The sequence below is a fragment of the Pseudoalteromonas sp. GB43 genome, from assembly GCF_054923805.1.
Map to the genome: position 1 here is coordinate 474,148 of NZ_JBPCHJ010000001.1, position 13,604 is coordinate 487,751.

Sequence of the window (13,604 nt, forward strand, 5' to 3'; positions counted from 1 at the left end):
TACCCAAATCACCTCAAGGTGGTTCGGGTATAACCAATCTTTACTTGACACCAAGTTCGCGTAAACGCTCTTGTAAGTAGCTGTCTGCTGTGTAACGCTCAGAAAGCACAACATCAGGACGCGGGTGTAAGAATAGTGGTAACGAAATACGTGATTTCGTTGACGCTTTACCCGTTGGGTTGATCACGCGGTGAATCGTTGATGGAAAGTAACCACCTGACGCTTCTTGTAACATGTCACCAATATTGATGATCAGGTTACCAAAATCACATGGTACGTCTAACCAACCACCATCTGTTTTTTGTACTTGTAAACCTGGCTCATTCGCCGCAGGTAATACAGTTAGTAGATTGATGTCGCCATGCGCTGCTGCACGGATTGCACCTGGCTCTTCATCACCTGTCATTGGTGGGTAATGAAGAATACGCAGAAGTGTTTGCTCAGAGTTAGCAATCATATCTTTAAGGTCGATAGAGAACTTAGCGCGCACCTCTTCTGGTGCTTCAGCTTGAACCCAGCTTAATAATGTTGCTGCAAACTCATTCGCTAAACGGTAGTACTCACGGATTTCTTCTTCTAGCTGTGCTGGAACGCGGCCTTTTGGATAAACGTGGTAGTACTCTTTAATATCTTTAACGGTAAAGCCTTTTGCAACTTCTGACACTGATGGTGGGAAGTAACCATCTTGTGTTTCTTTTGAAAATAAAAACTCGTGCTTTTGCTCAGAATTAAAGAATTCTTGCCAATTTTTGTAAATAGACTCAACTAATGACTGAGGGATTGGGTGATTTTTTAGTACACCGAAACCTGTGTTTCTTAGTGACTCAACAAATTGAGCGGCCGCATCGCTCGCTTTATAATCAACGGTAGGTAAATGTTGCATTTGTCTTTTCCAGTGAATAAGGTTCAAGAAGTCTGTGCTAAGCATAGCATTTCTTCATTATAGCGCTTCGCGAGGATAGAGAAACACAGGTAAAAACATAAGGACTTATGTCCGCTCCACCTTGCTTAGCTCCTTAACTTTGATACAGATCAAGCAACAAATCATTTGCTATTTATTAGCAAGTAAAAATGCGTTGAGCTCTTTACTCATTCGTTCTACAAGCGCTTTTGGGCCACCATCATACATATCGTTATGGCACGAATCTTTAAGCTTAATTTGCGTCACTGGGTACATAGCAAGTTCTTGCTGCGTTAGCAATACGTTGTCATCTGCTGGAAAATCGCTACCGCGTAGTGTCAGTACAGCAATATTTTTGTTTCTTGGGGTCAGCATACGGCGATGATCAAGGGTGATCAGCTTAGCTACCTTAGCAGGATAAATAGCGGCATATAACGCTGCAATATCACCGCCATTTGAGTGCCCAAATAAAGTGGGCTGATTAAAGTCATACGCAGGGTATCGCTTTGCAAGTTCTACGGCTAAAAACTCAAGGGTTTGTACACCGCGGTGCCAGTTTTCCATGCGTGTGGTCATGTAGGGTGGCTCAGGGTTTAAACTCGGATCGCCTTTTAACTCATGAGCCACTTCAACCGTTAAATAACCATGCTGATGAAAGGCCTGCTGGGCAAATTGATAGTCTGTATGCGCCATACCATAGCCTGCCCCAATAAACGCCACGGGGCATTTCTTTTTTATCGTGCATTTGCTATCGGCTGCTGTAATGGTCACCGGAATATGGCGTGCCCGCTCAGTATCAAACAGTGTCTCTGTTTGATTTGCAAAGGCTGTTTGCCCGCAAAGCGTTAAAGCGAGCAATAGCGCCGGCTTTTTAATATTTAACATGCTAATTTGAATTCTAAACTACGTTTAACCATCGGCCACTCACCATCAATAATTGAAAACACCACGGTGTCGCGTACGCATCCATCAGCCATTATTTGGTGATTGCGAAGCACCCCATCTTGTTTCGCCCCTAAGCGAGCAATGGCATTGCGCGAAGCCTGATTATGCCAATGGGTACGAAACTCAACAGCAATCACATTAAGTATTTCAAATGCATAACTCAGTAGCAGTTTTTTACAATCAGTATTAACCCCAGTACGCTGAAAACGCTTGGCATACCAGGTATAGCCAATTTCTAAACGGCGGTTTTTACTGTCGATATTACAAAAGCGAGTTGAGCCTATCACCTCATCGGTGTGTTTATCGATGACAGCAAATGGTATTGCGCGACCAAGTGACTGTTGTTCAAACGCCATATTTAAATAATCGTCAACACGTTCTTCATTGGGCACTGAGGTAAACCAAAGCTCCCAAAGCTTTCCATCTGAAGCGGCGTTTACTAAAGCATCACGGTGCTCAAGCGTTAACGGCACTAATTTAACAAATTGACCTTCTAAGGTGATGGGGCTTAAATCCATAACTTTCCTTAACCTTAATTAGTAATAATATTTAATCCACCAGCTCTATATCGAGCCCTGCTAATAAATCCAAAGCGGCATAACGTTCAAATTTGGCCTTACTGATATTGTTAGCTGTTATATCAATGGCGAAATGACTGGCACCAATAAAATTAGCTTTACTGAGGTTGGTTTGTTGAAACAAACTGTCACGAAAGTCCGTATCAGTAAAATCAGCAGATGTTAAATCTGCATGTCTAAAATCAACATCTTTGGCAAAACAGCTACGCATTTTTAAAGCTTTTAAACTAAGTTCAAAAAAGCTGCTGTGGCTCAGTTCACAGCCAACAAAACTCACTGGAGCACGGCTGGCGAGTAGCGGCCAATCAACATCAGTAAAACGAACACTGGTTAATTTACACTGTTTAAAGCTTACTTCTTCAAGCGAGGTGTATCTAAGCCCAAGCGTAGCTAAATTACAATTTTTAAACTCACACTCTATAAACCGGCAGTTTTCAAACTGACTATTGCTAAAGTCACAGTCGATAAATTCACATTGCTCAAATTCGCAATGCGAAAATGTTTGCCCTGCAAGGTTTGCTTCAAAGGTGTGTTCAAAATAAAGGGAGTGGCTTACAATCACGCGGTGGTCTCAATATCTTGTTTAAGCGCAAGTACAGCAATAAAAATAAGACCAAACAATGGAATTAGCCCTAGTAACCCACCAATAACGGCCACCACGATTGGTGTTGAGGTTTTACGCTTACCTAAGAAATAGCTGATAGCGGCAAACAGTGGGAACAGAACAAGTACAAAATAACCTAAAAAAGTTGCACTGATATTCATACTCTTTCCTTGAAGAACATACCAAATATTCATTTAAGCACAAAAAAACCCTAAGGCATACAACTTAGGGTTATTATTCATTAAGCCTTATAATTCAGGTTATTATGAATTATTCAGCGTCTTTCGCTACAACATCAAGTGCAAGCTCAGTTAATGCATCGGCATTTGCTTTGCTTGGTGCATCTGTTAATAAACATGATGCTTGCGTTGTTTTAGGGAAAGCAATAACGTCACGAATGTTATCAGTACCGCATAACAGCATAACTAAACGGTCAAGACCAAACGCAAGACCTGCATGCGGTGGCGTACCGTATTTAAGTGCATCAAGTAAGAAGCCAAACTTGTCTTGCTGCTCTTGCGCTTCGATACCTAAAATTCTAAATGCTGTTTCTTGCATTTCTGCATTGTGAATACGTACCGAACCACCACCAACTTCGTAGCCGTTTAATACCATGTCGTATGCATCTGATAGTGCACCAGCTGGGTTTGCTTCAAGCTCTTCAGGAGAAATACCTTTCGGTGCAGTGAATGGGTGGTGAACCGCATGCAATGTACCTTCGTCGTCTTCTTCGAACATTGGGAAGTCAACTACCCATAATGGTTTCCAGCTATCAAGATTAGTAATACCTAAATCAACACCAATCTTAAGACGTAGCGCGCCCATCGCTTCGTTTACAACGTTACGCTTATCAGCACCAAATAAAATGATGTCGCCAGATTGTGCGTTAGTACGCTCAAGTAACTGGTTGATCACCTCTTCGTTTAAGAACTTAGCGATTGGTGACTGTACACCTTCAACGCCCGCTGCACGGTCGTTCACTTTCATCCATGCTAGGCCTTTCGCGCCATAGATACCGATGAATTTAGTGTAATCGTCGATTTGTTTACGAGAAAGCTCAGCACCGCCTGGTACAGTTAATACAGCAACACGGCCTTTTTCGTCATTAGCAGGACCAGAGAATACTTTAAACTCAACGTCTTTTACTAAATCAGCAACGTCTACAAGTTGCATTGGGTTACGTAGGTCTGGTTTATCAGAACCATATAAACGCATTGCTTCGCTGTATGGCATTACTGGGAAGTCGCCTAAGTCAACGTCTAGTAATGATTGCCACATTTCGCGGATCATTTTCTCAGTCATTGCACGCACTTCATCAGAGCTCATGAATGACGTCTCTAAATCGATTTGTGTGAATTCTGGCTGACGGTCAGCACGTAAGTCTTCGTCACGGAAACATTTAACAATTTGATAGTAACGGTCAAAGCCCGACATCATTAATAATTGTTTAAATAACTGTGGTGACTGAGGTAAAGCGTAGAAGCTACCTTTATGAACACGGCTAGGTACTAAGTAGTCACGGGCACCTTCTGGTGTTGCTTTTGTTAGTACTGGTGTTTCGATATCTAGGAAACCGTTGTCATCTAAGAAACGACGCACAAAGCTGCTCGCTTTTGCACGAAGTTTGATACGGTCGCTCATTTCAAGACGACGTAAATCTAAGTAACGGTATTTTAAGCGGCGCTCTTCAGAGTTTTGCTGATTAAAATCAAGTGGTAATGGCTCAGAACGGTTGATGATAGTTAAGCTTGTGCCTAAAATTTCAACTTCACCTGTTGCCATGTCTTTATTTACTTGGCTATCAGGGCGTGCGCGAACAACACCTTTTAACTGCACACAAAACTCTTGACGTAGTTTATTCGCAGTATCCATTAATCCTTCTACTTCAGGATCAAAAACAACTTGTACTAAACCTTCTCTGTCACGTAAATCGACGAAGATAAGACCACCAAGGTCACGGCGTTTGTTGATCCAACCACATAGTTCAACTTCTTGATCTACGTGAGATTTATTTAGCTGTCCGCAATATATAGAGCGCATAGTATTCCTGTCAGTTAAAGACTTATAGCCGCCTGCTCTTAAGAGTTCGCTATTTTGAGAGCAAAAGCCACTATACAAAGTAATCATTTAAGGCAGAGCATTATACCCAAACCATCGCAAAATGCGAGTGCCAGCAGTGCCTGTCGGGGGCTAAATATACACCCCGACTTCTGAGCAAACATTTCTTTTGATACACTAGCTAAAGTTTAAATTTATTGGTTGGTTTAATGCTGTATTTAGGTTGTCCGCAGTGGTCTAGCACCGCATGGAAAGGAAATTTACTCTCTAGTCACTGTAAAAGCGCCGACATGCTCAGTGAGTATGCGCAATCTTTTAATTCAGTCGAGGGCAACACCAGTTTTTATGCTGATCCAAGTCATGAGTCATTATTGCGCTGGCATGATGCGGTACCCGAAGACTTTAAATTTACTTTTAAGTTTCATCGGCGTTTTAGCCACGAATTACAGCTGACGAATATAACTAGTGAGCTTAATGCGTGGCTAAACTTATTTGAGCCAATTTTTGCTAAAACGGGGCAAATTATGTTGCAGCTACCCCGCGCCTTTGGACCAGATGTCCTACCCCTGCTTGCAAATTTTATTGCACAACTCCCCAAACAACTTAGTTACGGTGTAGAAGTACGTCACCCCGGCTTTTTTAATAAAGATGATGCTGAAATTCGTTTAAATCAGCTGTTAATTGAAAATAATATAGATCGCATCAGCATGGATACCCGCGCTTTATTTGCTGTTCCCGCCGATACCGATGCACTCATTGATGCGCAAAAGAAAAAGCCTTATTTACCTGTGCATGCCATTGCAACAGGAAATCAGCCTATGCTGCGCTTTGTGATTGCCAGTCTTGAACATGAATACAAGTCGTATTACCAGCCATGGCTGAAAAAAGTAAAACAGTGGCTTGATGAAGGAAAATCACCCTATTTGTTTTTTCATACCGCAGATAATCGCCAGTCACCACTTTTAGCAAGACAGTTTTGCCAAGATTTAGGTTACAATCACCCCGTGCTTGCACCTTTTATAGGTGAACGCGAAGCAAGCCAAAGCAGTTTATTTTAGCGCCCGATTTATCAGAGAAAACATGAAAGATTACAGCCGTTATTTTCAAGGTTACCCGCCTCAAATCATTGAGCAAGTGTTACAGCTATTTAATGGCGACAGGGCCGCAAAATACCTTAAAGGCAAATACCCTGATGCGCATAGCATTACCAGCGATAAAGCTTTATACAATTACGCCACTGAACTAAAAAAGCGCTACCTTAAAAATGCCCTGCCTTTTGGTCGTGCCGCATTCAAAAAACAAGGCGATATGGTCACAAATGCCTTAGGCACCCATACTTTTCGTATGCAAGGTAAAACCCGAAAACACGATCTTGCCATTAATAGCGACCTGCTTCGCGCACCTGAACCACTTCTCAAAGCACTCGTCGTACATGAGCTGGCTCACTTTAAAGAAAAAGACCACAACAAAGCCTTCTATCAACTTTGCTGCCACATGGAGCCGCAATATCATCAACTAGAACTAGATTTAAGAATATTCAGTGTGTTGGTAGGTGAAGGGAAAAATCCGTATTAAAACTATCAGCTAAAAACTGACGGCTGAAAGCTGACAGCTAAACTTCTGAAACCTCAAACCTTCTTTGCCCTATCAGCTGCCCAGACTCGGTAACCACTTTGACGACCCATTTCCCTGCAGCATTAGCAGGGAAATTCGTTTTATGGCTCCACGCTCGATAGCCCTCTTTACGACCACCAGAAATATCCAAGGCTATACGGTCAACTTCTTTTCGATTATGCACCCAAACGTGGAAGATTTTCTCATTTAAACCTCGCGGTGCTTTTACCGCACTAAAACTATATAGACCGTTTTCATGTAAGCTCTGCTCAGTGAGTTCTGTTATTGGCGAAAGCGGTTTACGAGCTTGTGCATCTAGCTGATATGACATACTCATATCGGTTAAACGCAGTGCTGCAGGTGGCACAAAACTACGTAATTGCCAAAGCCCGGTACCTAATGAACAAAGCAATAACACCAACAACGGAAAACGCCACCATTTAGCATTGGGCATCAAATTGCCAAGACTGGGGACCGTTAAAATAACAGCTGTTATTAGTGCAATTTCAAAACTTTGGCTGGTCGTTAACTTTAATAAAATAGGCAAGGTAACCGACAGCACGACAAACAAAGAAAAGCTATGAAACACACTAAACCAGACACTGTGCCTTGCAAGCTTTTTATAATAGAGAGGATCAACAACAGAAACGAACGCACAAAGTATAATTAAAGCGGTAAACGCGGCCTGACCATGGTCCCAAGTAGTCACCGCTAAGAAAAATGGTAAAGCAAAAAACAAACTTTCTTGCTGCACAACTTGCAGCGCAAAGCGCATCACATTAGGCGACACCGCCACACCAAAACGCTCCTCTACCTTATCTCTTAGCCAGTTATCTATTAACAACCACAACCAAGTGACTAATAACAAAATAGAGATAAGCTGCGAAAACGATTCTTTTCGTTCAACAAAGACATAGCTTGCTACACCACTACAAAAAGCCAACACCGCCATCAACCCCGGCCGCTTCTGCATCATGAAAACAAATTTAGTTATAAAGTTTTTTAAGTAATTCATGCAATCATCAAATCCATTTAAGGCTTTATGAGTAAAGCATAAATTGGATGAATGTAGGCTTTAAAACGAGCTTTAAGTTCAAAGCTTTAAGCTGTAAGGTATTTAGATGAAGTGAACAAGCATAGAGTATTTTCTAAAAGGAAAAAATGGAATGTTATATAGAGTATTGATAATACTTTTATTAATTTCTAAGTGTACAACTGCAAACGCATTTGAAGATTATAGTTTTCTAAATGGTGAATGGTTTTGCAAAATGAAGTCTGTATTACCAGACGATGCAATACTAGAAGTTGATAGCCACGTAACGACTTCAATTAAAGATTTAAACTCATATTCAAAAAGCTTTTTTAAATTTTATTTTAAGCAAAACCCTGATTTGGTCTCTGTTATCTCTGTTGAATCCTCAGAAAAAATGGATTTCGAGGGTGATATCATGATCAGCTTTAATTCTAAAACCCATAAAACAAATTTAATAAAAGACGATCTAAATATCTTTTCACCAGAGTCTGTGAAAAGCTTCACTCGAGGTATTCAGTGACAGTTAAATCGAAAATCAAAAAAATAGACGATGAGACTATTAAGTTAATTGGGATCCCTGACAAAGATGTTATCAATTGCTCTAAAGCACAAAAAAGCGCGGTCTGACCCGCGCCTCTATTTTCTCTGACGGCTGAAAACTGATAGCTGACAGCTCAAGTCTTTGGGTTACAAACCAAGTTCTGCCATAAAATCATCATCTGCATCGTCTGCTTGTGATGATGCTTTTTGCTTTTCAGCTTTTTGTTTAGCTTCGTTTTCGATGATGTCATCCGGGTCAACCGCTTCTGAAATATCAAAGTCATGTAGTTTGATAAATTCAGTTTTATCCATGGCTAATTCTAGATAGAAGATATTTTGCTTCGCTGTGGTGAAGGTCACACGGCGTGCTTGTGGTCTATCCATAGTGGTATCAACAGAGATTTGCACCTGTTTATTAATTGCCATCATCTTAGGTTGGTTTTGCGTGATAGAAGTATGCAGCTGGTCGCGTACTTTTGACGTAAAGTCACCAACGATTTGGTTCATCAGTTCGCCAAGTACGTTTGCCACATCATCTGATAAATGGCTTTGTGCAATTTCTTCTTCTGGCATTCCCATGTTACGCATGTAGTCATGGTAAATTTCCATGGCAGCTTGCGCTGTGAAGTTTGTTACCACAAGACCGGTAAAGCCACCATCGAACAATACAAAACAGCCAATATCTGGGCGCATACAGGTGCGGGTAATTTTTTGAACCATGGCAGAATAACTAATACTGTTACCGCTTGCTGAAGACAGAACTCCAGTCACTGAATGACACAGAGTTGATAAGATATCTTCTGTACTGATCACTTTGCTTTTTGTCATTAAACTTCTCTTTTTTGTACTTGTTATTGATAATTCTAGCCAAGCTACTGAATTTATCACTGACTATCCAGTTAAAAATGCTAAAATAGCGGTATTATTTTTCAAAGAGACTGTTCACGTGACGCAAAAAGACAGTATTTATGCCACTGAGCAAGCGGTTAAAGACTTTAGCTTTGACCAACATGTAGTAGAAGTTTTCCCTGATATGATCCAGCGCTCAGTGCCAGGTTACGCAACCATTGTTAGCACCATAGGTAAACTGGCTGGCGAGTATGCGCAAAGTAATTCAAACCTATACGACTTAGGCTGTTCACTTGGCGCTGTAACGTTAAGTATGCGCCGTAATATTCGCACCGATAACTGTAATATTATTGCCGTCGATAACTCAGAAGCGATGGTTGAGCGCTGTAAATTACATTTACAAGGTTTTCGCTCTGACGTGCCGGTGACTGTTACACTAGGTGATATCAACGATTTAGCCATCGAAAATGCCTCTGTGGTTGCGATGAATTTTACACTACAGTTTATTCCACCTGAAAAGCGCCAAGCGGTGCTTGAAAAGATTTACGCAAATTTAAAACCTGGCGGCGTTTTGCTACTTAGCGAAAAAATTAGAGGTGAAAATGAGCAATGCGATAATTTGCTCATTGATTTACACCATGATTTTAAACGTCACAACGGCTATTCGGAGCTTGAGATCAGCCAAAAGCGCACCGCTATCGAAAATGTCATGCGCCCAGATCATTTATCTACCCACTTAAACCGATTAAGTGAAATTGGTTTTAGCCAAACGCAAGTGTGGTATCAATGTTTTAACTTCTGCTCGATGATTGCAATCAAGTAATCATCACAACGATATAAAGAGTATTTCATGTCTCAATGGTTTAACCAATTTTACGCTGCGATTGCACAAAGCCCGCTTAGCCACTGGCTCGAAACTTTGCCTGGTCAATTAAAACACTGGGAACTCGAAGCCAGCCACGGCGATTTACCGAAATGGCAAAAAGTGCTGAAAAACTTACCTGAGGTAAGCACAAACCATGTAAATCTTCAGGATAAAGTACAAATTGGCACCGGTGATGAGCTATCTGAAGGTCAGCAAAAACAGTTAACGCATTTATTAAAGCGCATGATGCCATGGCGTAAAGGACCCTTTAGCTTACACGGTATCGAGATTGATACTGAGTGGCGCAGTGATTGGAAATGGGATCGTTTACTACCTCATATCGAACCGTTAAAAAGGTCGCACTGTGCTTGATATTGGCTGTGGCTCGGGTTATCACTTGTGGCGCATGCGCGGTGAAGGCGCAAATTTTGTGGTGGGTATCGATCCATCCGATTTGTTTTTATGCCAATTCCAAGCGATAAAGCATTATCACCAAGATGAAAACGTGCATTTATTGCCATTGGGTGTTGAAGCTCTGCCAGAGCTAAAAGCATTCGATACAGTTTTTTCGATGGGTGTTTTATATCATCGTCGTTCGCCTATCGACTTTTTAGCGCAATTAAAAGCACAGCTTCGCCCTGGTGGTGAGTTAGTCCTTGAAACACTGGTTGTTGAAGGTGATGAGCACACAGTTTTAGTGCCAACTGACCGCTATGCAAAAATGCGTAATGTATGGTTTATCCCAAGCACCGCGGCATTAAAACTATGGATGGAACGCGTTGGCTTTAAAGATGTACAAGTAAAAGACTGTGCAATCACAACGCTTGAAGAACAACGCAAAACCCAGTGGATGGAAAACGAATCATTAGTCGACTTTTTAGACCCTAATGACACCAGCAAAACCATTGAAGGTTACCCTGCCCCTCTTCGCGCTATTTTAACCGCGAAAGCTTAACAAATAGTGAGAAGTTTCGAGTTTCAAGGTTAAAAGTTCATTTGCCTGATACTTTTGCCTTGGAACTTGAAAACAAAAAACCGGACAACTGTCCTTGTCAAGTCGGTTAAAGTGATTTTTCAACTAGCCGCGCCAGTGCAATTGTTGTAAAATACGCGCGTTTCTAAGCAACCCACATGCAACTTTTTTGAGGAAAACCTGTGAGCGAACAAAAACAGTCTCTTAGCTATAAAGACGCGGGCGTAGATATCGATGCCGGTAATGCACTTGTTGAGCGTATTAAAGGCGTAGTTAAAAAAACCAGACGTCCTGAAGTAATGGGCGGTATCGGTGGTTTTGGCGCACTTTGCGAACTACCAACTGGCTATAAAGAGCCTGTACTGGTTGCTGGCACAGACGGTGTTGGTACAAAACTACGTTTAGCAATCGATCTTAAAAAGCACGACACAGTGGGTATCGACCTTGTTGCTATGTGTGTAAACGACCTTATTGTACAAGGTGCAGAGCCACTATTTTTCCTTGATTACTATGCAACGGGTAAATTAGACGTAGATACTGCGGCTGATGTTGTAACAGGTATTGGTAAAGGCTGTGAGCTTTCTGGCTGCGCTTTAATCGGTGGTGAAACTGCTGAAATGCCAGGTATGTACGACGGCGAAGACTACGACATGGCTGGTTTCTGTACTGGTGTTGTAGAAAAATCAAAAATTATCGACGGTACTAAAGTTGCTGCAGGCGACCAATTAATCGCACTTGCATCAAGTGGTCCTCACTCAAACGGCTTCTCATTAATTCGTAAAGTTCTTGAAGTATCTGGCGCAGACACGAGCGCTGAGCTTGAAGGCAAAACACTTGGCGATCACCTTTTAGAGCCAACTCGTATCTACGTTAAACAACTACTTGAGCTATTCAAGCAGGTTGACGTACATGCGTTATCTCACATCACGGGTGGTGGTTTCTGGGAAAACATCCCGCGCGTACTTCCTGAATCTGCAAAAGCAGTAATCAAAGGTGATAGCTGGGAATGACATGTTGTTTTCAACTGGTTACAAGAAAACGGCAACATCACAACACACGAAATGTACCGTACATTCAACTGTGGTGTAGGCATGGTTTTAGTTGTTCCAGCTGACAAACTTGAGCAAAGCTTAACAATCCTTAAAGATCTTGGCGAAAATGCATGGCATATCGGTGAGATCCAAGATGCGAAAGCAGGCGAAGAGCAAGTAGAAATTTTAGGTGGTCGTGACTAATGACCCCTTGTCGTCTTGTTGTATTAATTTCTGGTAGCGGTTCAAACCTTCAAGCCATCATTGACGCGAGTGCGCGTGGTGAGATAAAGGCCGAAATCGCCGCTGTAATTAGTAATAAAGCCGACGCCTATGGCCTTGAGCGAGCAAAAAATGCAGGTATACAAACATGTGTACTAAGCCATAAAGATTTTGACTCGCGCGAGGCCTATGATGCTGAGTTAATGGACATTATTGACAATTTTGAACCAAATCTAGTTGTATTAGCTGGTTTTATGCGTATTCTTACACCTAGCTTAGTGCAAAAGTTTAAGGGAAAAATGTTGAACATTCACCCTTCTTTGTTGCCTAAGTACCAAGGGCTGAATACCCACCAGCGAGCGATAGATGCAAAAGATGAGGTTCATGGTGTTAGTGTTCACTTTGTCACAGAAGAGCTAGACGGCGGTCCCGTTGTTCTTCAAGCCAAAGTGCCGGTACTCGAAAACGATACCGCAGAGACACTCGCACAACGTGTTCATCAGCAAGAACATATAATCTATCCGTTGGTGGTCAAGTGGTTCAGTGAACAACGACTCAAGATGGAAGCAGATTATGCAGTTTTTGACGAAAAGAAACTTCCTGCACACGGCGCGCACTACCCAGAATAAAAATCTAAGTGCCCTACTCGCTTGTGTGGGCACTTTATTACTTCCTACCAGTGTATTAGCTGGCGACCTCACTCAATACGAAGCCAAATACGATGTACTTCGTAAAGGCGAAACCCATGGTAAAGCAGTACGCGAGCTGAAAAAAGCCGCAGACGGTAACTACGTGATCACTTATCACAGTGAAATCGAATGGATGATTTTTTCAGACTCACGAAAAGAAACATCCATGTTTACTTATCATGATCAGAAAATTTCTCCGCTAAGTTACACTATGGAGCGTTCGGGCACCGGACCTGATAAAGAGTACAGCTTAAAATTTGATTCTACGCAAAAGCAAGTTCAAAGCAGCCAAAGTAAATACCCTCTTAAAATTGATTGGTCAGATGATTTTCAAGATTCACTGTCTTATCAAGTGCAAGTACGCGAAGAGCTAAAACAAGGTAAAACGCAATTATCGTATCCACTGATTGATAAAAAAGGCAACCTTCGTAATTATGACTTTGAAGTTGTCGGCACAGAAATGATTTCGCTACCTATTGGTAATGTAGAAGCGATTAAAGTAAAACGATTATACGATAACGATAAGCGTCAAGCGCTTGCTTGGTTTGCCCCAGAAATGGACTATATGCTAGTTCGTATGTGGAAAGGTGAAAAAGGCGTAGAGCAATTTGAAGTGCAGCTTAATTCATTCACCGTGACCACGCCAGTGGCCGTAACAAATGAAGTGAGTAATGAAGCGCCTGAGTAGCGCTTCATCTTTTA

At 41.8% G+C, this 13,604-nt stretch carries 14 protein-coding genes and 2 pseudogenes; 8 read left to right on the forward strand and 8 right to left on the reverse strand.

Annotated elements, in window-relative coordinates; genetic code table 11:
* Positions 1-40 precede the first annotated feature (40 nt).
* The 6 genes from ACRWSG_RS02170 to aspS all read right to left on the reverse strand — a co-directional run bounded on the left by ACRWSG_RS02170 (position 41) and on the right by aspS (position 5,068).
* Positions 41-883: an isopenicillin N synthase family dioxygenase gene (locus tag ACRWSG_RS02170; protein WP_054551580.1), complete on the reverse strand. Its 843-nt coding sequence runs from the start codon at positions 881-883 to the stop codon at positions 41-43.
* Between the two features lie 168 nt (positions 884-1,051).
* Positions 1,052-1,786, reverse strand: coding sequence for an alpha/beta fold hydrolase (locus ACRWSG_RS02175; protein ID WP_462165492.1), 735 nt, complete (start codon positions 1,784-1,786; stop codon positions 1,052-1,054).
* Positions 1,780-2,364, reverse strand: coding sequence for a GNAT family N-acetyltransferase (locus ACRWSG_RS02180; RefSeq protein ID WP_054551582.1), 585 nt, complete (start codon positions 2,362-2,364; stop codon positions 1,780-1,782). Before ACRWSG_RS02180 ends, ACRWSG_RS02175 begins: the two co-directional genes overlap by 7 nt.
* Before the next feature lie 31 nt (positions 2,365-2,395).
* Positions 2,396-2,986, reverse strand: a complete 591-nt coding sequence (locus tag ACRWSG_RS02185) for a pentapeptide repeat-containing protein (RefSeq protein WP_462165494.1) — start codon at positions 2,984-2,986, stop codon at positions 2,396-2,398.
* Positions 2,983-3,189, reverse strand: a complete 207-nt coding sequence (locus tag ACRWSG_RS02190) for a hypothetical protein (protein WP_138619313.1) — start codon at positions 3,187-3,189, stop codon at positions 2,983-2,985. The genes ACRWSG_RS02185 and ACRWSG_RS02190 overlap by 4 nt, the downstream gene beginning before the upstream one ends.
* Positions 3,190-3,298: 109 nt before the next feature.
* Positions 3,299-5,068: an aspartate--tRNA ligase gene (aspS, locus tag ACRWSG_RS02195; protein WP_462165496.1), complete on the reverse strand. Its 1,770-nt coding sequence runs from the start codon at positions 5,066-5,068 to the stop codon at positions 3,299-3,301.
* A gap of 227 nt (positions 5,069-5,295) precedes the next feature.
* On the opposite strand from aspS, the gene ACRWSG_RS02200 reads away from it, so the two are divergent.
* Positions 5,296-6,144: a DUF72 domain-containing protein gene (locus ACRWSG_RS02200; RefSeq protein WP_462165497.1), complete on the forward strand. Its 849-nt coding sequence runs from the start codon at positions 5,296-5,298 to the stop codon at positions 6,142-6,144.
* A 22-nt stretch (positions 6,145-6,166) separates the two neighbouring features.
* A complete protein-coding gene (locus ACRWSG_RS02205; RefSeq protein ID WP_054551586.1) occupies positions 6,167-6,661 on the forward strand; it encodes a M48 metallopeptidase family protein in 495 nt (164 codons plus the stop codon).
* A gap of 37 nt (positions 6,662-6,698) precedes the next feature.
* Here ACRWSG_RS02205 and ACRWSG_RS02210 read toward each other — a convergent pair whose 3' ends face one another.
* Positions 6,699-7,715: a DUF5924 family protein gene (locus tag ACRWSG_RS02210; RefSeq protein ID WP_462165499.1), complete on the reverse strand. Its 1,017-nt coding sequence runs from the start codon at positions 7,713-7,715 to the stop codon at positions 6,699-6,701.
* Positions 7,716-7,968: 253 nt separating this feature from the next.
* On the opposite strand from ACRWSG_RS02210, the gene ACRWSG_RS02215 reads away from it, so the two are divergent.
* Positions 7,969-8,253, forward strand: a complete 285-nt coding sequence (locus ACRWSG_RS02215; protein ID WP_462165500.1) for a hypothetical protein — start codon at positions 7,969-7,971, stop codon at positions 8,251-8,253.
* Between the two features lie 167 nt (positions 8,254-8,420).
* Here the strand turns inward: ACRWSG_RS02215 and ACRWSG_RS02220 are convergent, their stop codons facing one another.
* Positions 8,421-9,101, reverse strand: a complete 681-nt coding sequence (locus ACRWSG_RS02220; protein WP_054551591.1) for a DUF3334 family protein — start codon at positions 9,099-9,101, stop codon at positions 8,421-8,423.
* Positions 9,102-9,219: 118 nt separating this feature from the next.
* On the opposite strand from ACRWSG_RS02220, the gene cmoA reads away from it, so the two are divergent.
* The 5 genes and pseudogenes from cmoA (at position 9,220) to ACRWSG_RS02245 (ending at position 13,590) form a co-directional block, all read left to right on the forward strand.
* On the forward strand, positions 9,220-9,945 hold the full coding sequence (gene cmoA, locus ACRWSG_RS02225; protein ID WP_063706202.1) for a carboxy-S-adenosyl-L-methionine synthase CmoA: 726 nt from the start codon (positions 9,220-9,222) through the stop codon (positions 9,943-9,945).
* A 27-nt stretch (positions 9,946-9,972) separates the two neighbouring features.
* Positions 9,973-10,942 (forward strand): annotated as a pseudogene (cmoB, locus tag ACRWSG_RS02230) (tRNA 5-methoxyuridine(34)/uridine 5-oxyacetic acid(34) synthase CmoB).
* A gap of 200 nt (positions 10,943-11,142) precedes the next feature.
* A pseudogene (gene purM / locus ACRWSG_RS02235) lies at positions 11,143-12,195 on the forward strand (phosphoribosylformylglycinamidine cyclo-ligase).
* Positions 12,195-12,842, forward strand: a complete 648-nt coding sequence (purN, locus tag ACRWSG_RS02240) for a phosphoribosylglycinamide formyltransferase (RefSeq protein WP_462165501.1) — start codon at positions 12,195-12,197, stop codon at positions 12,840-12,842. The pseudogene purM and the gene purN overlap by 1 nt, the downstream one beginning before the upstream one ends.
* Positions 12,787-13,590 (forward strand): DUF3108 domain-containing protein, encoded by an 804-nt coding sequence (locus ACRWSG_RS02245; RefSeq protein WP_462165503.1) that lies wholly within the window; start codon positions 12,787-12,789, stop codon positions 13,588-13,590. Before purN ends, ACRWSG_RS02245 begins: the two co-directional genes overlap by 56 nt.
* Positions 13,591-13,604: the final 14 nt, after the last annotated feature.